Genomic DNA, 19,627 nt, shown 5'->3' with positions numbered 1-19,627 from the left:
CCGCCGCGGCGCTATTCTCCCCAGAACGTGTCGATCACGTCGCCCGGCGGCGGGGAAGTCAGCAGGCTGACGGCGGCGAAGGCGGAAAGGCCGATCGCCAGGCTGGGAACGATCACGTTCATGCCGTAGAAGTTCTTCAGCCACGCGCCCATGACGAAGTAGGAGCCGACGCCGCAGACGGCGGAAGCCAGCGCTCCGGCGGCATTGGCGCGGCGCCAGTAGAGGCCGAGTACGAGCGGCCAGAGGAAGGCCGCTTCCATGCCGCCGAAGGCGAACAGGTTCAGCCACACGATCAGGCTGGGCGGCCGCACGGCGGCGAGGAACACGACCGCGCCGAGGACGGCCGTGCTGAACACGCTCAGCTTTTTGACGCGCCGTTCGTCGCCGGCGGCGGCCGGATCGACGTAGTTGATGTAAAGGTCTTTGACGATCGTCGAGGACATCTGGATCAGCTGCGAGTCGATGGTGGACATCACGCCCGCCAGCGGCCCCGCCAGGAACACGCCCGCCACGGCCGGCGGCAGGACCTTCACGGCCAGCCGCGGCATAATCGAATCGGGCGCCTCCAGTCCCGGCAGCACGGCGCTGCCGAGCGCGCCGCAGAGGTGCATGCCGAGCATGATGAAGCTGACGACGAACGTACCGATAACGATGGCCCCGTGCATCGATCGCGAGTCCTTGTAGCCCATGCAGCGCACGGCGGTGTGCGGCAGGCCGATCGTGCCGAAGCAGACCAGCACCCAGAAGGAAAGGATGAAGGGCTTGGCGATGAAGTTGTCGGGGCCGAACGGCGTGAGCAGCGCCGGATCGGCCGCGGCGATCTTGCCCATGACGGATTTCATGCCGCCGCCGGAGGCGGAAATGCCCCAGATCATGGCGATCGTTCCGAGGATCATGACCACGCCCTGCAGCGCGTCGGTGAGCGCCACGGCGCGGAATCCGCCGACGGTGGTGTAGAGGACGACCGTGCCGGCGAAGATCGCCAGTCCCCATAGATAATGCAGTCCGGTGATGGTCTCGAACAGCCGCGCGCCGCCGATGAACTGCGCCGTCATCGCCGAGAGGAAGAACAGGATCAGGCTGACGGACGCGACGACGACCAGCAGCGGGCTGCGGTAGCGCTCGCGCAGAAAGTCGTTGACCGTGATGGCGTCGATGCGGCGGGCGACGATGGCGAACTTTTTGCCGAGCACGCCCAGCGTCAGCCAGGCCGTGGGCACCTGAATCACCGCCAGCAGCACCCAGCCCAGCCCCGTCTTGTAGGCCACGCCGGGGCCGCCGATGAAGCTCGACGCCGACGTGTACGTGGCGACCAGCGTCATCGCCAGCACAAAGCCGCCCATACTGCGGCTGCCGATGAAGTATTCGCTGAGGAAACTTTTGCTTTTCTCCAGACGCGCGCCGCTGTACAGAGCCAGCAGATAGACGCCGGCCAGATAGGCCAGCACGGGAGTCAGCAGCGGCCAGTTAATCATGGGAAGCTTCCTCCTTTTCGTGCGGGGCCAGCGAGACGTTTTTGAACAGAAACTTCACCATCAGCCACGCCAAAAAGCAGAACAGCGCCGGGCCGGCCACCGAACTGTAAAAGAACCATTCCGGCAGCCCCCAAACGAAGCGGTAGCGCGCGGGATCTCCCGATCCCAGCCCGTAGGCGAAAGCGTACCACCAGACGAAGAACGACAGCGCCAGAACCACGGAGCACAAAGCCTCGAAGTTGGCCTGGCGAAAGCGGCGGTCCATGTTTTTCATGGGCGAGAACCTCCTCCGTTTTTTTCGGCCGCGCTGAAAGCACACCGCGCCTTTCGCCGGTCCCGCGCCGGCGATATGCTGTGATCCCACAAGGCCCGGTGCCGCCGTCCCCGCGCGCGCGGCCCGCAAAACGCGCGGAGAACCTCCGGCCGCCCTTCAAGCGACGGCAACGCCCTTTGTAAAACTGGCAGGTTTCATTATACGACAAATTCGCGGCGGCTCAAGCGAAGTCTTGCCGTCGGGCTGTGCCTTTCGGCGTTCGATGCGCGAAGCCGGAACGGAGACGGCGGCGTTCCTGCCTGAGGACGCCGCCGTCTTGAGTGACTGGCGCTGATTTTCAATGGAAAAGCGTCAATGAAAGTCAGTATCAGTGCCAGTCAAGAAACAGTATAATACTATCTCTTAATATTGAAAGGCCGAATACAAGGGCGCTGCGAAAAAATCAAGCCGCTCGCGGCGCCCCGCAAAACTATGTCAAAGCTTTTTATAAGAAATAGTAGAATGGCAAAAACTTGAGGGAAACTTCAACCAGGGCCTCTTTAATGGAGTTATTTTTCGGATGCTGCGTTTGGGCGGTGCGTTTTTGCCCAGGCTGCCCCGATGATCCCGCCAAGGCTGCCCGTAAAAATCCAGGCAAAGCCCTCCTGTCCAAGCGGGATGGCGGCCAGCATGTTTCGGGCTCGTTCAGCAACTGCACTCACATGCTGCAAGCCATAGAGGATTCCCATGAGGAAGGCTCCGACGACGGCTCCGCGGTAGACCCCGGAATTGATCCCGCCGTCAACCAGGTTGAGAAGAATCAGGACGATGGCCACAGGGTAAAGGGCGCACAGGACCGGCACGGACAAAGAGATGATGTGCCTCACCCCGTACACCGAAAGGACGGCGCTGGCGGTGACGATGATCTAGACCAGGATCTTATAGGAGAGCCTTTTGCCCAGGAGCTTTTCGAAATATCCCGCCACCGCCGTGGTGAGACCGATTGCTGTGGTGAGACAAGCGAAGGTCATGGCGCCGGCCAAGGCGTATCTGCCGGCGACGCCGGCGATGGCGTCCACGAGCCTGACCGTGACGGCGGTGTGCCCGTCCTTCGCATTGGCGAAGACCTCTCCCCCCGAAGCTCCCAGGTAGACGAGCCCTCCGTAGACAAAAAGGAAACCCAGCATGGAAACGAGAGCGACCTTGACGGCCATCGATAACCCTTCCCCTGTGTTGCCATGACCGTGGCTCATGATATCAGCCATGATGATGCTCGCAAAAGCCATTGAGGCAAGGGCGTCCATGGTCTGGTAGCCCTCGGTGAAACCGAGAGCAAAGGCATTGTCGACAACAGAAGCGACCGGCTTGCCGATAGGCATGAGGATTCCCTTGGCGATAATGAAGCCCAGCATCAGAATTAAAACAGGGGTAAAGTATTTTCCAATCTGGTCAAGTACCCGGGAAGGATTGAGAGAGAAATAGAGCGTGATGACGAAAAAGACGAGGGAGACCAGGATCGCCCTCCAGGAAATGCCCCAAATACTTCCCGGGTCAAAGGATCCCAAAAGGGGCAGGATCCCCACCTCGAAGGTCGTCGCTGCCGTCCGGGGGATAGCAAACAACGGGCCAATACACAGAAGGATGACAAAGTTGAAAGCCTTTGCAAAAGGCAGACTGACCTTCCCTGCGAATTTGTCGATATTGCCTCCGGCTCTGAATGTGGCAAGCAGCCCGAGCAAAGGCATCCCGATTCCCGTGACTGCGAAGCCCAAGAGCCCTGCGGGCCACTTTTCGCCGGAAACAATCCCGATATAGGGAGGAAAAATAATGTTGCCCGCGCCGAGAAACATGGCAAACAAACCGAAACCCATCACGATAATTTCCTTGTTCTTCGAGTTCATATGATCTCACATCCTAGAGGCTTTCAGTTTCCGATGTGCGGCCTGCGCAGCTCGCTTTGTAGATTCCCCTCGGAGGGCGGTGAACACATTCGTCGTGACGTTTGTCGTTTTAAAAAAGAGGGTTACTGCGTGATCTCTTGAGAGATCATTTGATCTGCAGATATTTCTCGGGAATCGGCAGCTCGGTGTTGCCCAGGTAGCCCTGGCCGAACACGTACGTGTCCTGATAGACCAGCAGGTGATTCTTCTTCTCCAGCCCCGTCTGCGCGTCGCGGTAATAAGACCCGTTCCACTTGGCGCCGGGGGTGTTGGCCGCATAAACGGCGAACAGATCTTCGGCCTTGAACTGGCGGCGGAAATTCTGGGCGCTGACGCCGGCTTCCGCGCACTTCTTGCCGTACTCGGCGAGGCCGACCACGGTCGTGAAGCCGGAGGAGTACGCCCAGGTGCCCATGCGCTTCGCGCCGCCGCGTCTGACGACTTCTTCTTCGATACGCTTGAGAATGGCGGGGAAGTTGCCGGCCACGTTGGAAAGATCCAGGCCGAGCGCGCCGGGATAACCCATCAACGGCGAAGGCACGTCGGCTTCGACGAAAATGCCGCCGAGCGCGGCGATCTGCTTGAGCAGCGGCTCGGTATGAGCGTCATTGGTGCAGAAAAACGCCGTCTGCTTGCCGTAGCGGTCAAGCCATGCGGGCACGTGTTCGAGGATGAACTGCTGCGCGCCGGCCACGCCGACGTCGCTCATCGGGTCGGGCGCCGTCTCGGCATGGAAGTTGATGCCCATGTCCTCGCAGGCCGCCTTCATGATGTTGAAGCGGCGCAGTTTAAGCTCCGAGCTGAGGTGGCGCGGGAAGGATATGTGCACGAAGTCCGTGGCGCCCAGCTTCTTGGCTCCGTAGATAATCAGATAGCCGCGGGTGATCGAATCGACGTTGGTGGCGAGATCGGCGATACTCTCGATGACGCCGGGATCCTCCTGCGGCTGGCCGGCGAAGAGCAGAATGTCGGGACGCTTTTCGCGGATACGGCGGAACGCTTCGGTCGTGCCGGGCACGGCCGTCATGACCACGACCACCTTCATCAGCGGATCGTCGGCGAAAGCCGCGATCTGACTGATGGTCGTCTCCATCTCGGCCATGAAGTTGTCCGGCATCGTCACGTGCTTGATGTAGCCGCCGTCGGCCACTTCGCCGTAGCGGCGGATCAGTTCCTCGGCGCCGCGCAGGTTGTCTTCCGCCTGCGAGACGGTCTCGGTACAGACGCCGATGTGGAACGGCGCCGCCGCGAAAGCCGTACCGGCAGCGCACAGAAACGCCGTCGCCCAAACTGCCGTCAGAAATTTGCGCATGATATATCCCTCCTGGAGTTGAAATATTCTATTCGAGGTTTCCTCCGCCGCGCGGCGAGGGGATGACGCTCTGATGGGAACTACTGGTTCGCCGGCGGGATCCTGAACGATGCGACCATATTCTTGATGATGATATCAAACGCTTTTTATTCGCTTGGGGGATATGTAAACTGGAGCGCGCAGATCGTGTCGCCGCTGAGCTGCTGCCGCAGATAGACGATCTTTCCCTCGTCGTCGAGCCATGACAGCACGAACCAGTTCTGCTTCTCGTTCAGACGCCGGTAAGCGATGACACGCTCTCCGGCGGCGAAGTCGGCCGCCTCGGCGAGCGTCCGCTCGAGCGCGTTGTACTGCCCCCCCACGGCGATCTATCCCTGCGGGGAGCGGCTGATGAAAACGCGTCCGTCGCCGTTTTCCGCTTCCGGCTGCGGCGCGAAACTCTCCGGCACATCGACGCCGTAGCCGAAGCGGTCGTTTTCGTAATGAGATGCGGAGGCTGACGCCGCGAAGAGCCCGCCCATAAGGATTCCCAAAAGCGCCGAGAAAAAGGATTTTTTCACGGATAATCTCCTTTTGTGCTTGCAGTGACTCTTGCGAAAAATTCCAAATTTCTTTTCAAAAAAAGGAGGGGAATTTCCCCTCCTAAAAATATGATTACGAAGAACTACGCTTTGATCCCTTCGGCTTCGGCCTTCATCTCCTGGATGGCCGCGGCGATGCGGGCGATGCCCTCTTCGATGACTTCGGGCGAGCAGTAGGTGTAGTTCAAACGGGCGTTGTTGGTGCAGGCGCCGGGCTCGACGGCGAAGGCGGAACCCTGGATGAAGGCGACCTTCTTGTCGAGCGCGCGCTTCATCAGTTCGTCGGTGTTGACGCCGGGAACGTTAATCCAGTAGAAGAAGCCGCCCTGAGGCTTGACCCACGTGACGCCGAGAGGCGCCAGATGGCGCTTCATGCTCTCTTCCATAGAATCGCGGCGTCTGCGGTAATTGTCGATGATTTTGGGCAGGTGTCTGACGAGATGTCCTTTCTGGCAGTACTCGGCGATCAGGGCCTGATCGACGGAACTGGAACAGAGGTCGGTGCTCTGTTTGAAGACGCACATCTTGCGGACGATGGCGGGGTCGCCGATGACCCAGCCCGTACGCGTGCCGGGAGCCAGAATCTTGGAAAACGAACCGGCATAGAGCACGTTGCCGACCTTGTCGAACGAGAAGATGGAGGGCAGGTGATCGCCTTCGTAACGCACGTAGCCGTAAGGATCGTCCTCGAAAATGCCGATGTCGTATTCCTCGGCGATGGCTGCCAGCTTCTTGCGCTTTTCGACGCCCATCGTCATGCCGCCGGGGTTTTGGAAGTTGACGATGGTGTAGAGGAACTTGACCTTTTTCCCCTCGGCGCGCAGCGACTCGATCAGGGCGGGCACCTTTTCGACTTGAAGGCCGTCGCCGTCGCAGGGAATGCCGCGGCACACGCCGCCGTGATTCATGAACACGGTCATGGCGGCCATGTAGGACGGATCTTCGGTGATGATGACGTCGCCGGGATCGAGCATGGCCCAGGAGAACAGGTCGAGCGCCTGCTGCGAACCGGTGGTCAGGAAAATCTGATCCATGCCGACCTTGCGGCCGAGCCGCGGCTCCATGAAGTTGATCAGGAACTCGCGCAGCGCCGGGTTGCCGTCGGTGGTGCCGTACTGGAGCAGTTCGGTGCCGTTGTCCTTAAGCAGATGCGCGCTCTCGTAGAACTCGTTGACGGGAAAAACCTCGGGCGCGGGCATGCCGCCGGCGAAGGAGATCATGCCGGGCTTTTTGATGACCGCCAGGATCTCACGGACGGGCGAAGGGCGTGTGTGCATCGCTTTGTAGCTGAAATTGCCATTCCAAGTGCTGCTCATGATGAAAAACACCTCCTCAAAAATTTCGCTCTCATGCCTGCGGCGCGAGAGCCGATTCATTTGCGCTCCGGCGGAGAAAAGTTCTTGGAACCTTAGCTCCAATAGTGCATAATTGGATTATACAAAAGAATTTTAACTCTGACCATAGAAAATCGGAGATGAAATATTTCTTCTGTTCAAAATTAAGAATAAAATGAGATTTGTCATTTTTTGTATACAGTAAAATAGCAGAATGAATTCTCGCTGGCAAGCGGACGCCGGACGATAAAAGGAAGCGCCGGAGCTCTTATTGTCGTACGCTTGTCCGACATTGGCTGAGTTGTTATAATGTTCGCCGGAAGGGGACGAGAGGCGATGGCGAAAAAACGGCAACAGGACGGTTTTTGGTCAGGGCTGCTGGTATCGCTGGCGCTCAGCGCCGAGTGGTCGGCGCCAGCCTGGATCGCGCTGGCGCTCCATCACTGGGCGGGGATTTCGCTGCGCTGGTTCTGGGGGCTGCTGGGGCTGTGGATTTTCCCGCTGGGGCTTTCGTCGCTGTCGATGGCCGTCATGAAGCGGGCCATCGACGCTCCCGAGCCGGAGCGCCCCAATAAAAATCCTTATTCGGTCGGGGCCTCTCATGCGGTTCGGGAGGAAGGGAAAAATTCCCGCCGCGCCGATCGGGATCTTTGACCGGCGGGTGTCGGGAGCCAGAAAAGAGCTCTGCTATGAATGAAAAAATTCAAGCGATCGCAATGCGTTTGATCGCGGAGCATGATCTGCCGCCGCAGGATCTGCAGGCGCTGCTCGAAAACAATTCGCCCCAGCTGCGCCGCACGCTGGCGGAGGCGGCACAGGAGCTGTGTCGCGTCTATTACGGCGACGAGGTGTACATGCGCGGCCTGATCGAGTTCACCAACGAGTGCCGCAGCGACTGCTATTACTGCGGCATCCGCCGCGGCAACGGCGCCGTGCGCCGCTACCGCCTCGGCGAAGAGGAGATCCTCGGCTGCTGCCGGCGGGGCTACGATTGGGGATTTCGTACGTTCGTGCTGCAGGGCGGCGAGGATCCGCAGTACCCGCCCGAGCGCATCGCGCCGCTCGTGGCTTGCATCCGCCGCGAGTTCCCCGACTGTGCGGTGACGCTTTCGGTGGGCGAGTGCAGCGACGATGCCTATCGGATGTTTTTCGACGCCGGCGCCGAGCGTTATCTGCTGCGCCACGAGACGGCCTGCGACGGACATTACCGTATGCTCCACCCGCTGCGGCAGCGCCCGGAAAACCGCAAGCGCTGCCTGCGGACGCTGAAACGCCTGGGCTATCAAGTCGGTTCGGGGTTCATGGTCGGCTCCCCCGGACAGAGTTCCGCGCATCTCGCCGCCGACTTTCAATTCATGAAGGAACTGCAGCCGCAGATGATCGGCATCGGCCCCTTCATCCCCCAGCGGGACACGCCTTTCGGACACGCGCCGGCGGGCACTCTGGAGCTGACGCTGCTGTGCCTGTCGCTGCTGCGCCTGTTTTTTCCCAAAGCCCTGATTCCCGCTACCACGGCGCTGGGCACGATCGCGGCGGACGGGCGCGAGCTGGGGATTCTGGCCGGAGCCAACGTCGTCATGCCGAATCTTTCGCCGCAGGCCGTGCGCCGGGATTACGCCCTCTACGACCATAAGCTCTGCGCCGGCGACGAAGCTGCCGAGTGCCGCGATTCTCTTGCCCTGCGCATGAAAAACGTCGGCCGCCGTCTGGCGGTCAGCCGCGGCGACGCCTACGGATTCCCGCCGCGTTACAAAAAATCCTGAGCCGGTTTTCCGGTTCAGGATTTTTTTGTACGGGTTCTCTCATCGAGCGGCGGAAGATCAGCCTGCCGCCCCGGCTGCAGGCGGCGGCGAGGGCGGCGCGTACGGTTCGAGAAATTCGAGCAGCGAGGCGATGTTGGATCGGCGCGCGTAGTCCATCAGCGTGGCGAAGTCCTCTGCCGTGGGCTGCTGAACGAAGCAGGCGATCAGCTGATTGAGGCCGTCGGCGATGATCTCGCGGTCGCCGAGCTTTTCGCCCAAGCGCAGGCGCAGCATGGCCAGCTCGTGTTCCGCCAGGTCGCGCACCATCGGACTGTGACGGGCGATGTTCATGAGCCGGGCTTTTTCCTCCACGTCGTCGGTGAAGCTTTCGGCGCGGCGCAGCAGCAAGTCGGCGCGGATGCCGTCGATGCCGAACCAGAATCCGCCCACCGCCGCGGCGAGCATGAACGCGCCCGTCAGGCGGTAGAACAGCGAAGGCAATTTCTTCGGCGCGGACACGCCCTCTTCGTCCCGGAAAAGATGGCGGCTGCAAAGCGCGAAGGCGAGGGCGGCCCAGAGCGAATTCTCGATGCGGTGGAACGGGCGCGTCCAGAGCGCGTCGAACCAGACCAGGAACAGGAACGAACTTCCCCAGAGGAACTCCATGGGCAGCCGGCGGCCGCGGTGGCGGCGCACGCAGCGGCACAACGCCGCCAGCCAGACCAGACCGGCCAGCAGCAGCGACGCAACGCCCCCCAGGCCGAACTCGCAGAACCACTGCAGGATTTCGTTGTGCGCCCAGTAGGTGAACTGCCATTTCATGGTAGGATCGAGCGTCATGGCGACGTGCTGCCCCTGAAGATAGTGCCATTTGAACTGCCCCAGACCGACGCCGGTCAGCGGCCGAAACGCGCCGACCTGCTGCGACGTCTGCCAAATTTCCCGGCGGGCGGCGATGTCGGCGATGTTTTTGATCATGTCGCGCGTCTTCAGCAAAAAGTCGAAGCCCCGTCCCGTGTCGGCGAGAATGAACACGGCCAGCACGGCGAAGAACAGAGCGATGCCGAGGGCGGCGCGTTTGAGCTGAGCGCGGTCCCGCGAAGTGAAGAAGATCATCAGCGCCATCGCCAGCGTCCCCACCCAGAACGCCAGGATCCCCGAACGGCTTGTGGAACGGATCAGACACCACGACATGATCATATAGAAGGACAGGTTGCCGGCGATCATAAGCTTGTTCCGGAAATTTTTGGCGAAAAGGCCGCCGTAGCAGACGAAGAGGAACAGCGACGAGAACAGCGCCATCGCCAGCCATAACGCGAACATGTTCTGCTGTCCCGTGTTGCCGATGTAGTGCCCCGGCGTCTGCATGACCAGCTTCAGGCCCCGGAGCGGCGCGACCATGCCGCGTACCTGCAGCTCGGCGAAAATCCCGTTGATCGTGGCGTTCAGCGCCGCCATCCAGAGGATCGGACGCAGCCAGTTTTCCTTGAAAAAGGAGAACGCCGCCAGATAGAAGACGACGCAGCCGGCGAAAAAGAACCATTCGCGCTGCCAGCCGGGCACGGAACGGAGCGGCACCCACAGCGGCTGCAGCGTCACGAAAACCAGGAAGAACAGCCAATAAAGCCCCATAACGTCGAGGCGCAGCGGCCCGCGTTCCCCGTCGAGCAGCGTCTGCCCGCCCGCGCAGAGCGCGAGCAGACCGACGGGGACCAGCGCGAAGCACCACTTCATCAAGTGCAGCGTCTGAAAGAACGAAGTGCCTGAATACACCAGATTCGGCAGCGTCAGACTGACCGCGAACAGCAGGAAGAAGAGCGCGTTGCGGAACGCGCCTTTTTCATCGGACGCGGCTTTCGGCAGCGAAGCGTCGTCACATTCCACGGCGAAGCCCCCTTTGGTTTTTGTTCCCAAGAATTTTTCATACTATAGCATAATAACGGCCGCAGTGAAGCGCGCCGCCCGCGAAAAAACGAAACTTTCACGCTGAAAATTCGTGCGCCGCCTCGTTTGCATCTCCAAATTTTTGACGTTTTGCGTTACAATAAAAAGCTGATTGAAGCGACTATTCACTTCGGAGGCGCGGCAATGGGACGACATGACGTAAAATCAGCAACGCAGGCACGCGAAAGGCCGGAGCGAAAGCGTCCGTCCGCTTCGTCTCCGCTTTCGCCGGCACCGGAAAAGCGCGTGCAGCCGGGCGCGCCGGCGCGGGATGCTCCCGACGCGCCGCCTCCTTCCGGACGCGGAAAGCTCAAATGGCCCGTCCGTCCGCGGCTGCGGCGTTCGCTCGAACTGCCGGATCTGAACGAAAACGACGCGGCGCCGCAGACCGAGCGGACCAGCCGTTCTCCCCGCCCCGCCGAGGAAAAAACGCCGGACAGGGGGGCGCGAGTGCAAGGGGCGGTCGCGAAGAGCGTCCCGCTTTCGAAAACGGAACGCGAAAAGCCTCGCCCGGCCACGCCGGAACCGCGGCAAAGCGTTTCCGCGCCGCGCCCGGAAAAAGCGCCCGAAAAGAGAGAGCCGTGGCCCGTCCGCTTTCTGCGCGTCGTCCTTGCAACCGGCATCTGCGCGCTGGCCGCCGGATTCTATTTTCTGTGGGCCAGGCAGAGCGCGGAAGAGGCTATGCCGCCTCTGTTCATGCCGCAGCCCTATTTCTACGAGGAAGAGCAGCCGGTTCACGCGCTGCTGCTCTGGCATGAAAAAGTGCTCACCGCTCCGTCGGGCGGCACGGTGCAGCTGGCTTACGGCGGCAAAGTAGCGGCCGTGGCCGACGACGAAGTGGTGGCGACCGTGCTGGCGCGCGGACGCACGACCACGATCCGCACGCCGGCGCGGGGATACTTTTTGCCGGCTATCGACGGTGCGGAAGACCGCTGGGATTATCCGACGCTGTGGCTCGGCTCCGGCTTGCTTCCCAAAGCGCCGGAACTGCGCTGGATCGAGGATCTGAAGCCGCTCGACACGGCCGTCCGCGCGGTGGGCAAACTGATTTATCTGCCTCAGGAGCCGCGCGCGATTTTTTACCTTGATCTGACCGACCGGCTGCGGACCGGTCTGGAGCGCGGCTCCATTTCCATCCGCCGCGAGTCGAAGGGGCCGAAGTGGACGGCGCGCGTGCGCGTGTACGTGAAGTACGGCGACGAGCGCGCCAAAGTGGCGCTCGACATGCCCTATTTCCCCATGGATATGGCGCTGTCGCGCGAGGTGGACTTTCTCGTCTGTTCCGACGAGGATGCGGGGCTGGTGGTGCCGGACTCGGCGGTGACGATCCGCCGCGGCACCTACGGCGTTTTCGAGCTGGTCGGCGACCGGCTCGTCTTCCGCAGCGTCACCGGAAAGCCCATCGAAGACGGCCGTTTTTTCATCGCCTCGGGGCTTTCTGCCGGAAATCCTGTTATACTTGAAGCGGCAAATGCCGAAGAAAAGAGGGTGCGGTTATGGTAGAGTCGGAAATGTTCGCGTCGATCCGGTCGATTCGGGACCGCATGGAAGCGGCGGCGCGGCGGAGCGGCCGCAGGGCGCCGGATGTGACGCTGGTGGCGGTGAGCAAGACCAAACCGTTGGAAACAGTGGTCGCGGCGGCCCGTACCGGACTGGTGACTCATTTTGGTGAAAATCGCGTTCAGGAAGGCCAGGCCAAGATCCCCAATTTTCCCGCGGAACTCGGCGCCGTGTGGCATCTGGTCGGTCATCTGCAGCGCAACAAAGCGCGCAAGGCGGTGGAGCTCTTCGACGTGATCGAAAGCATCGACGGCGAGGAAATCGCCGCGGCGGTCGAGCGCGTCTGCGCCGAAAAGGAACGGCGCCTGGACGTGCTCATCGAGGTCAACAGCTCCGGCGAGGCGTCGAAGACGGGAACGCCGATGGCGGACGTTCCCGCGCTGGCGGATTTTGTCAGAGGACAATGCCCGCATCTGGCGCTTCGGGGGCTGATGACCATCGGTCCGCTGGGCGGCAGCGAAAAAGAGATCCGCGGCGCCTTCGACGCCACGCGCGAACTGCGCGACCGCCTGCGCCTGAGCGCGGACGATCTGCCGTGCCTTTCCATGGGCATGAGCGGCGATTTCGAGTGGGCAATCGAACAGGGCAGCACCGAAATTCGCGTGGGCACCGCAATCTTTGGACATCGTTAGGAGGAAATCCCCATGGCCAACAAGCTTTTGTCATTTCTCGGTCTCGCCGACAGCGGCGACGTCGTGGTGGAATCTCACCGGAACAAGAAGCGTCGTACCGACTATATGAAGAAGATCCAGCGCCTTGTCGTCCCCGACGATGAGGAAGAAACGGAAGTCCCCGCGGCGGAGAACGAAGCGGCTCCCGCTGCTGTGGAAGATGAACGGGCTTTTGCAGCCGGCCGCGACGCTGCCGAAGAAAACGGCGAATCTGAGGAAGCTGCGGAGCGCGAAAGCGACGGCAGACGTCATGCGGCTGGGCTTTCCGGCTCCTTTTCCAGCCGCCTGCGCCGCTTCGGCGAGTCGCTGCGCCGTCAGGACGAGGCGGCGCAGCCGCTGGTGCTGGTCAAAAAAGGCGCCGCCGGAATGCTCGACGACATCGAAGACGCGCTCGTACAGGGACAGACGGTGATGCTCGATTTCGAAAGAGAAGACCGCAAGGCGGCCGCCGATATCGTTCGCCGTGTGGCCGATTTCGTACGCATGCACGACGGCGTCTTCTACACGGTGACGAGCACGAGCCTGCTGCTTTCGTTGAACAAAAACGCCGTGATCGAATGGCTGCCCGAAGAAAACGGCCGGGAGCAGTAAGGGATGGCAAACGATCTGGACTTGCTGAAAGTCGTGGACGTGGAGGGCGTCGTTTTCTCGCGGGGCCTGCGCGGCTATGCGGCCGACGAAGTCGACGAGTTCCTTGACCGCGTAGCCGACACGCTGCAGCGATATTCCGAACTGCACGCCACCGACCAGATGCGCATCCGCGAGCTGGAGACGGCCATCAGAGAGAACGACGAGCTCAAAATGTCGCTGCAGAACGCGCTGACCATGGCGAAGAAAACTTCCGAGGATTTTCTCGTTTCGTCCCAGAAAGAGAGCGAAGCCGTGCTCGCGCAGGCGAAAGCGAAAGCCGAGGGCATGCTGGCCGACGCCGTCGCGCAGAAGACGCAGCTTCTCGGCGAAATCGAAGAACTGCGCCGCTCGAAGGAACATTTCGTCGCCGACGCCAAGGCCGCGGTGCTGCGGTACAACATGCTGCTCGACGGCCTGCAGGAGAAAAAAGATCAATGAACCGGGGCTTCCTCCGCCTTGACGACCCGGTGACAGCTATCCGCGGCATCGGCGAGGCGAAGGCCCTGCTGCTTCAGCGTCTCGGCATCGCGACGGCGGAAGATCTCGTGTATTTTTTCCCCCGGCGCTACGAAGACCGGCGGCAGATCGTGACGATCCAGGATCTTGCGCCCGGCGGGCCGCCTCAGGCCTTCCGGGCCCGGGTTGTTTCCATCGAACAGCGCGTGGCTCGCAGCAACCGCCGCATGCAGATCACGCGCGTCTGCCTCAGCGACGGCAAAAACGTGGCCTGGGCCTTGTGGTTCAACCGTTGGAACCTGAGCAAGATTTTGCGGGAAGGCATGGAACTGGCGCTTTACGGCTCGCTGGAGCCGCGCCGTCCCGTGCCGGAGCTGCTCAATCCCGAGTTCGAGATCCTCGACGGCAGCGACCCGCGCAGCGTGGGCCGCATCGTGCCCGTTTATTCCGCGACGGCCGGACTGAACGAAAAATGGCTGCGCCGCGTCATCGATACGGTGCTCGAAGCTCTGGTCCCGACGATCCCCGATATTCTGCCGCCGCCGCTCGTCGAGAAGTTCCATTTTATCGACGCCGCCTCCGCCGTGCGCCAGATGCATCAGCCCACCGATGAGGCGCTCTTCCGCGCCGCGCGGCAGCGCCTCGTCTTCGAAGAGTTCTTTCTGCTCCAGGTCGGCTTGGCGCTGCGCCACCGCCGCGGCTGCCTCGAAAAAAAAGCTCCGGCTCTGACTGGGCAGGGGGATCTGACGCGGAAGTTCCTCGCCGGGCTCCCTTTCGAACTTACCGACGATCAGCGCCGCGTCGCGCAGGAAATCGCCGCCGACATGCGCCGCTCCGTGCCCATGAACCGGCTGCTGCAGGGCGATGTCGGTTCGGGAAAGACCGTCGTCGCCGTGATGGCGCTCCTGCAGGCGCTCGACTCGGGCATACAGGCCGCCATGATGGCGCCGACGGCCGTGCTCGCCCAGCAGCACGCGCTGACGCTGAACCGGTGGCTTGCGCCGTTGGGCGTCGAAGTCGCCCTGCTGACCGGCGGCGTCGCCCCCGCCGAAAAGAAAAAGATCCACGAACGGTTATCCGACGGCACGCTGCGCGTCGTCGTCGGCACCCACGCGCTGATCCAGGAGACCGTCAGCTTCAAGCGGCTCGGCCTGATCGTCATCGACGAGCAGCACCGCTTCGGCGTGCTCCAGCGCAAGGCTCTGAACAGCAAAGCCGGCGCCGAAGCGCCGCACACGCTTGTGATGACGGCCACGCCGATCCCGCGCACGCTGGCCCTTTCGGTCTACGGCGACCTGGCCGTGTCCACGATCCGCCAGCTGCCGGGCGGCCGCCAGCCCGTCAAGTCCGTGTGGATCGGCGACAACCGCCTGCCGAAAATGCTGCGCTTCCTCGAAAGCGAAATGGCCGCCGGCCGTCAGATCTATTGGGTCTGCCCGCTTATCGAGGAGAGCGAGAACTTCGACGCCGCGCCGCTGGAATCTCGCTTCGAAAAACTCCGGCGCGAATTCCCGAAGCGACGTTTGGCCATGCTTCACGGACGCATGAGCGAAAAGGAAAAAAACGCCGTCATGACCGAATTCTCGGCGGGGCGCATCGACCTGCTCGCCTCCACGACCGTCATCGAAGTTGGCGTCGACGTGCCCAACGCGACGGTGATGGTCGTGGAAAACGCCGAGCGCTTCGGGCTCTCGCAGCTGCACCAACTGCGCGGCCGCGTCGGGCGCGGCTCCGCCAAGTCCTGGTGCATCCTCTACGCCGATCCGAAAAATCCCGAGGCGGAACACCGCCTCGATCAGTTCTGCGCCCTCAGCGACGGCTTCGCGATCGCCGAAGCTGACATGCAGCTGCGCGGCCCGGGCGAGTTCTGCGGCGTGCGCCAGCACGGCCTGACGGACTTCCGCGTCGCCGACCTGATCCGCGACGGCGCCGTCATGGAAGTCGCGCGCCAGGAAGCCTTCGCTCTGATCGCGCGGGGCGACCCCTACGAGAACTTCCCGCTGCTCATGCAGGCCGTGCTGAGCCGCTACGGGCGCATGCTCGACATCGCGAGGACCGCCTGATGAAAGGGGATCGCGCCGTGCCGTTTTCTGCCCTGAGCGACGAAGACATGAAGTGGGAGTCCGTGCTGGTCCGCCTCGTTTCAACCCCGCGCACGCGCAAGGAACTGGCGCGGAAACTGCACGAACGCCGTTGCCCCGAGGAGAAAGCGGCGGAGCTGCTGGACCGTTTCGAGGAGATCGGCATGGTCGACGACCGCGCCTACGCGCTGCTTTACATCGATTCCAAGCGCGACTTCGGCCTGCGCCGCCTGCGCGACGAACTGAGAGCGCGCGGCGTCAGCCATGCCGATATCGACGACGCCCTTGCGGAGAGCGAAATCGACGAAACCGAACGGGCGCTGCGCCTGGCGCGCCAGTGGAAAAATCAGCGCGGTATGACGCCGCCAAAACTCGACGCCCGCCTGCGCCGCCGCGGCTTTTCATCGGCCGCCGTCCGCGAGGCGTTCGCGCAGTTGCGTGAGGAATTTGGAAATTTTCACAGCCTCGGCGAAGAATCCGACGACGGTGATGAATAACGGCGCGGAACAATCCGCGGAAGCCCATGAGAAATTTTTTCTCATGGGCTTTCGTCGTTGCAAACGATGGACGTCCGAAAAATTCTGAAGATTTTCCCGCCCTTTTAATGGGGGATTTTTTTGCGTTTTCCCCTTGTGAAGTTTCGCAGAGAACTGTAAAATAAAAAACGTTACAAGCAGATTTTTGTCACGTCCGTATTCCCCTCTCTAAACGTATGCTTCTCTCACTATTTATTCAGAGGAATACAGGCGTCCGTCGCCGCCGGCGAACGACGGGGCGACTTTACATTGACAAATTCATAAGGAGTGAGAACTTTTGAGTATTTATCTGGTACTTGGAGTGCTCCTCGGCATCATCGGGGGCACGGGGGCGGGGATGTTCATCGCCAAGGGCGTGGCCGCGCGCAAGGTCGCGGAAGCGCGCTCTCAGGCGGAGAACATCGTCAAGGAGGCCCGGTCCAGCGCCGAGCGCGACAGCAAGCTGCTGGTGTCGGAAGCGCGCGACGAAGCTTCCAAAGTCCGCCTCGAAGCCGAGCGCGACGCGAAGGAACGCCGCGTGGAACTGCAGCGCACCGAACGCCTTCTGGAGCAGAAAGAAGAGAAGCTCGACCGCAAGCTGGAAAAGCTTCAGCACCGCGAAGACGAGATGAAGATGCGTCAGGACGACCTGGAGAAGAAGATCCAGGAGGCCGACGAACTCTGCAAAAGACGCGTTACCGACCTCGAGCAGATCGCTCAGATGACCAGCGACCAGGCCCGCGCCCAGCTGCTTCACGAAGTTGAGGACAGCGCTCAGCACGCGATCGGACTGCGGCTGGCGGAAATGGAAGCGCAGGCCCAGCGCGACGCGAACAAGAAAGCCCGCGAGATCATCGTCACCGCCGTGCAGCGCTGCGCCGTGGAAAAATCCTCGGACGTCGCCGTCAGCACCGTGTCGCTGCCGAACGACGAGATGAAGGGCCGCATCATCGGGCGCGAAGGGCGCAACATCCGCGCCTTCGAGACGGCCACCGGCGTCGATCTGATCGTCGACGACACGCCGGAAGCGGTGACGCTGAGCTGTTTCGACCCCGTGCGCCGCGAGATCGCCCGCCTGTCGCTCGAAAAACTGGTCGTCGACGGCCGCATCCACCCCGCCCGCATCGAGGAACTGGTTGCCAAAGCGACCGCCGAAGTGGAGGAGTCCATCGCCGACGCCGGCGATCAGGCCCTGATGGAACTCGGCATCAAGCAGATGAATCCCGAACTGGTCCGCACCATCGGCCAGCTGCGCTATCGTTACAGCTATGGACAGAACGCCCTGCAGCACAGCATGGAAGTGGCGTACATTTCCGGCATGATCGCCTCCGAACTGGGCGTCAACGAAGAACTGGCCCGCCGCGCCGGGCTGCTTCACGACATCGGCAAGGCCGTCGATTTCAAGATCGAGGGGCCGCACGCCCTGATCGGCGCCGACCTCGCCAAACGTTACGGCGAGCCGGCCGAAGTCATTAACGCCATCGGTTCGCATCACGAAGACATGGAAGTCAAGAGCATTTACGACGTCATCGTCGCCACCGCCGACGCCATCAGCGCAGCCCGCCCCGGCGCCCGCCGCGAGAGCATCGACGCCTACGTCAAACGTCTGGAAAAACTCGAGACCGTGGCCAACGGCTTCAAGGGCGTCAGCAAAGCCTTCGCCATCCAGGCCGGACGCGAAGTGCGCGTGCTGGTCGCCCCCAGCGTGCCCGACGAGGCGTCCGTGGCCAAACTGGCCTACGACATCGCCCGCAAGATCGAAGAGGAACTGAAATATCCCGGGCAGATCAAGGTCACCGCCATCAAGGAGATCCGCGCCTCCGACCTCGCCAAGTAGGATCTTTTCAATGAGAATACTCTTTGTCGGCGACATTGTCGGCAGCCCCGGACGGAACGCCTTCTTCGCCATGCTGCCCAAGCTGCGCCGCCTGAAAGGCCCCTTCGACTTTATCCTTGTGAACGGTGAAAACAGCGCCGCCGGCCGCGGCCTCACCGAAAAGATCATGAACGAGCTTTTCGCCGCCGGCGTAGACGGCATCACCTCGGGCAATCACATCTGGGATAAAAAGGAATTCCTTCCTCTTTTGGATGAAGAACCCCGCGTCCTTCGCCCCCTCAATTACCCGCAGGGCGTGCCCGGCCGCGGCTGGACGATCCTGACCGGCAGGAACGGCAAAAGACTGGGCGTCGTCAACATCCAGGGCCGCGTTTTCATGCCCCTTACCGACTGCCCCTTCCGTGCCGTGGACGAGGTGCTGCCAAAACTCGGCGACATCCCCGTCTTCGTCGATTTCCACGCCGAAGCCACCTCGGAGAAACGCGTCATGGGACTGTACCTTGACGGAAGGGTTTCCGCCATGGTCGGGACCCATACCCATGTCCAGACGGCCGACGAGGAGATTTTGCCCGGCGGCACCGCCTACCTCAGCGACGTCGGCATGACCGGCGCGTTCCGCAGCTCCATCGGCATGACCTACGAAAGCGTTTTGCCCCGCTTTCTCACCTCTTTGCCGGCTAAATTCGAAGTCGCCGAAGAAGACGTGCGCCTGAACGGCGTCCTTATCGACATCGACGATGAGGACGGCAGAGCCTGCGGCATCGAGCGCGTGGCGATTCGTTCGGGCGAGTTGGGCGAGCGCGACGGCGAAAATTGAAACGGAAAGATTCTTGTGAAAAATGCGCAACAGAAAATCCCGAAAACCAACGTTTTCGGGATTTTCTGTTGCCTCCAGTCATTGAGCTTTGTGTCGTCGGTCGCTGGCGGCCGGTTACTTTTAACCGCGCACATAATAAAATCTGATAGATTACAAATGCGACAAAAACACAATCTAAAAGAAGATATAGACAAAAAAAGCCTCAGGGTGTATCATCTCATTTGCACTGAACGAAACGTGGTTCACATTGGACCATAAAACGTCAGTGCAGCACCTTGACAATAGAAGAGGACGAGGAAGAGAAGCCAAGCGAGAGCGAGCCTGGAAGATGCAGTAGGTAAGGGATAAAGGATTTAACGGAGAGTTTGATCCTGGCTCAGGACGAACGCTGGCGGCGTGCTTAACACATGCAAGTTGAGCGGAGATGGATTGAGAGACTTCGGTTGATTGGTACATTTCAGCAGCGGACGGGTGAGTAA

The 19,627-nt window shown here is 61.4% G+C and carries 16 protein-coding genes, 1 rRNA gene and 2 pseudogenes; 11 read left to right on the top strand and 8 right to left on the bottom strand.

What is annotated here, in order from left to right; translation table 11 throughout:
* Positions 1–11 precede the first annotated feature (11 nt).
* From panF to FYJ74_RS10785, 7 genes and pseudogenes are all read right to left on the bottom strand, one after another.
* On the bottom strand, positions 12–1,475 hold the full coding sequence (gene panF / locus FYJ74_RS10820) for a sodium/pantothenate symporter (protein ID WP_154529591.1): 1,464 nt from the start codon (positions 1,473–1,475) through the stop codon (positions 12–14).
* Positions 1,468–1,749, bottom strand: coding sequence for a YhdT family protein (locus tag FYJ74_RS10815; RefSeq protein WP_154529590.1), 282 nt, complete (start codon positions 1,747–1,749; stop codon positions 1,468–1,470). Before FYJ74_RS10815 ends, panF begins: the two co-directional genes overlap by 8 nt.
* Before the next feature lie 548 nt (positions 1,750–2,297).
* Positions 2,298–3,629: pseudogene (brnQ, locus tag FYJ74_RS10805) on the bottom strand (branched-chain amino acid transport system II carrier protein).
* Between the two features lie 145 nt (positions 3,630–3,774).
* On the bottom strand, positions 3,775–4,980 hold the full coding sequence (locus FYJ74_RS10800; protein WP_154529587.1) for a DUF3798 domain-containing protein: 1,206 nt from the start codon (positions 4,978–4,980) through the stop codon (positions 3,775–3,777).
* 146 nt (positions 4,981–5,126) lie between these two features.
* Positions 5,127–5,342 (bottom strand): hypothetical protein, encoded by a 216-nt coding sequence (locus FYJ74_RS10795; protein ID WP_154529586.1) that lies wholly within the window; start codon positions 5,340–5,342, stop codon positions 5,127–5,129.
* Between the two features lie 6 nt (positions 5,343–5,348).
* Complete coding sequence (locus FYJ74_RS10790) at positions 5,349–5,540, bottom strand: hypothetical protein (RefSeq protein ID WP_154529585.1); 192 nt, start codon at positions 5,538–5,540, stop codon at positions 5,349–5,351.
* A gap of 104 nt (positions 5,541–5,644) precedes the next feature.
* A complete protein-coding gene (locus FYJ74_RS10785) occupies positions 5,645–6,877 on the bottom strand; it encodes an aminotransferase-like domain-containing protein (RefSeq protein ID WP_154529584.1) in 1,233 nt (410 codons plus the stop codon).
* A gap of 354 nt (positions 6,878–7,231) precedes the next feature.
* Here FYJ74_RS10785 and FYJ74_RS10780 point away from each other — a divergent pair, with 354 nt between their 5' ends.
* Both FYJ74_RS10780 and hydE read left to right on the top strand, forming a co-directional pair.
* Positions 7,232–7,549 (top strand): hypothetical protein, encoded by a 318-nt coding sequence (locus FYJ74_RS10780; RefSeq protein ID WP_154529583.1) that lies wholly within the window; start codon positions 7,232–7,234, stop codon positions 7,547–7,549.
* A 35-nt stretch (positions 7,550–7,584) separates the two neighbouring features.
* The gene (gene hydE, locus FYJ74_RS10775) at positions 7,585–8,658 is read left to right on the top strand and encodes a [FeFe] hydrogenase H-cluster radical SAM maturase HydE (RefSeq protein ID WP_154529582.1); all 1,074 of its coding nucleotides are present in this window, start codon (positions 7,585–7,587) and stop codon (positions 8,656–8,658) included.
* A 57-nt stretch (positions 8,659–8,715) separates the two neighbouring features.
* On the opposite strand, the gene FYJ74_RS11975 is transcribed toward hydE, so the two are convergent.
* On the bottom strand, positions 8,716–10,521 hold the full coding sequence (locus tag FYJ74_RS11975) for an O-antigen ligase family protein (protein WP_154529581.1): 1,806 nt from the start codon (positions 10,519–10,521) through the stop codon (positions 8,716–8,718).
* 204 nt (positions 10,522–10,725) lie between these two features.
* On the opposite strand from FYJ74_RS11975, the gene FYJ74_RS10765 reads away from it, so the two are divergent.
* The 9 genes and pseudogenes from FYJ74_RS10765 to FYJ74_RS10725 form a co-directional block, all read left to right on the top strand.
* Entirely contained in the window at positions 10,726–12,084 is a 1,359-nt protein-coding gene (locus FYJ74_RS10765; protein ID WP_154529580.1) for an efflux RND transporter periplasmic adaptor subunit, read from the top strand.
* A complete protein-coding gene (locus FYJ74_RS10760; protein ID WP_154529579.1) occupies positions 12,078–12,773 on the top strand; it encodes a YggS family pyridoxal phosphate-dependent enzyme in 696 nt (231 codons plus the stop codon). Before FYJ74_RS10765 ends, FYJ74_RS10760 begins: the two co-directional genes overlap by 7 nt.
* 12 nt (positions 12,774–12,785) lie before the next feature.
* The gene (locus FYJ74_RS10755; RefSeq protein WP_154529578.1) at positions 12,786–13,403 is read left to right on the top strand and encodes a hypothetical protein; all 618 of its coding nucleotides are present in this window, start codon (positions 12,786–12,788) and stop codon (positions 13,401–13,403) included.
* Positions 13,404–13,406: 3 nt separating this feature from the next.
* On the top strand, positions 13,407–13,880 hold the full coding sequence (locus FYJ74_RS10750; RefSeq protein WP_154529577.1) for a DivIVA domain-containing protein: 474 nt from the start codon (positions 13,407–13,409) through the stop codon (positions 13,878–13,880).
* Positions 13,796–15,961, top strand: a pseudogene (gene recG, locus FYJ74_RS10745) (ATP-dependent DNA helicase RecG); the annotation flags it as partial. The gene FYJ74_RS10750 and the pseudogene recG, both read left to right, overlap by 85 nt.
* Positions 15,961–16,476 carry a regulatory protein RecX gene (locus FYJ74_RS10740; protein WP_154529575.1) on the top strand — a complete coding sequence of 172 codons (516 nt, stop codon included), beginning with the start codon at positions 15,961–15,963 and terminating at the stop codon, positions 16,474–16,476. The pseudogene recG and the gene FYJ74_RS10740, both read left to right, overlap by 1 nt.
* Before the next feature lie 322 nt (positions 16,477–16,798).
* Positions 16,799–18,331: a ribonuclease Y gene (rny, locus tag FYJ74_RS10735; RefSeq protein ID WP_326830940.1), complete on the top strand. Its 1,533-nt coding sequence runs from the start codon at positions 16,799–16,801 to the stop codon at positions 18,329–18,331.
* A gap of 10 nt (positions 18,332–18,341) precedes the next feature.
* Positions 18,342–19,148 carry a TIGR00282 family metallophosphoesterase gene (locus FYJ74_RS10730; RefSeq protein WP_154529574.1) on the top strand — a complete coding sequence of 269 codons (807 nt, stop codon included), beginning with the start codon at positions 18,342–18,344 and terminating at the stop codon, positions 19,146–19,148.
* A 353-nt stretch (positions 19,149–19,501) separates the two neighbouring features.
* A 16S ribosomal RNA gene (locus FYJ74_RS10725) occupies positions 19,502–19,627 on the top strand; the annotation flags it as partial.

This window comes from Pyramidobacter porci, assembly GCF_009695745.1.
Taxonomy (GTDB): domain Bacteria; phylum Synergistota; class Synergistia; order Synergistales; family Dethiosulfovibrionaceae; genus Pyramidobacter; species Pyramidobacter porci.
Note: the sequence above shows the minus strand (reverse complement) of the source record. Positions and strands in the feature narration are given on the sequence as shown.

Coding starts and splice junctions, on each gene's coding strand:
- FYJ74_RS10785 (WP_154529584.1), bottom strand. CDS start 6,877: ATGAGCAGCACTTGGAATGGCAATTTCAGCTACAAAGCGATGCACACA.
- FYJ74_RS10800 (WP_154529587.1), bottom strand. CDS start 4,980: ATGCGCAAATTTCTGACGGCAGTTTGGGCGACGGCGTTTCTGTGCGCT.
- hydE (WP_154529582.1), top strand. CDS start 7,585: ATGAATGAAAAAATTCAAGCGATCGCAATGCGTTTGATCGCGGAGCAT.
- FYJ74_RS10740 (WP_154529575.1), top strand. CDS start 15,961: ATGAAAGGGGATCGCGCCGTGCCGTTTTCTGCCCTGAGCGACGAAGAC.
- FYJ74_RS10730 (WP_154529574.1), top strand. CDS start 18,342: ATGAGAATACTCTTTGTCGGCGACATTGTCGGCAGCCCCGGACGGAAC.
- FYJ74_RS10780 (WP_154529583.1), top strand. CDS start 7,232: ATGGCGAAAAAACGGCAACAGGACGGTTTTTGGTCAGGGCTGCTGGTA.
- FYJ74_RS10765 (WP_154529580.1), top strand. CDS start 10,726: ATGGGACGACATGACGTAAAATCAGCAACGCAGGCACGCGAAAGGCCG.
- FYJ74_RS10760 (WP_154529579.1), top strand. CDS start 12,078: ATGGTAGAGTCGGAAATGTTCGCGTCGATCCGGTCGATTCGGGACCGC.
- FYJ74_RS10750 (WP_154529577.1), top strand. CDS start 13,407: ATGGCAAACGATCTGGACTTGCTGAAAGTCGTGGACGTGGAGGGCGTC.
- FYJ74_RS10755 (WP_154529578.1), top strand. CDS start 12,786: ATGGCCAACAAGCTTTTGTCATTTCTCGGTCTCGCCGACAGCGGCGAC.
- panF (WP_154529591.1), bottom strand. CDS start 1,475: ATGATTAACTGGCCGCTGCTGACTCCCGTGCTGGCCTATCTGGCCGGC.
- FYJ74_RS10815 (WP_154529590.1), bottom strand. CDS start 1,749: ATGAAAAACATGGACCGCCGCTTTCGCCAGGCCAACTTCGAGGCTTTG.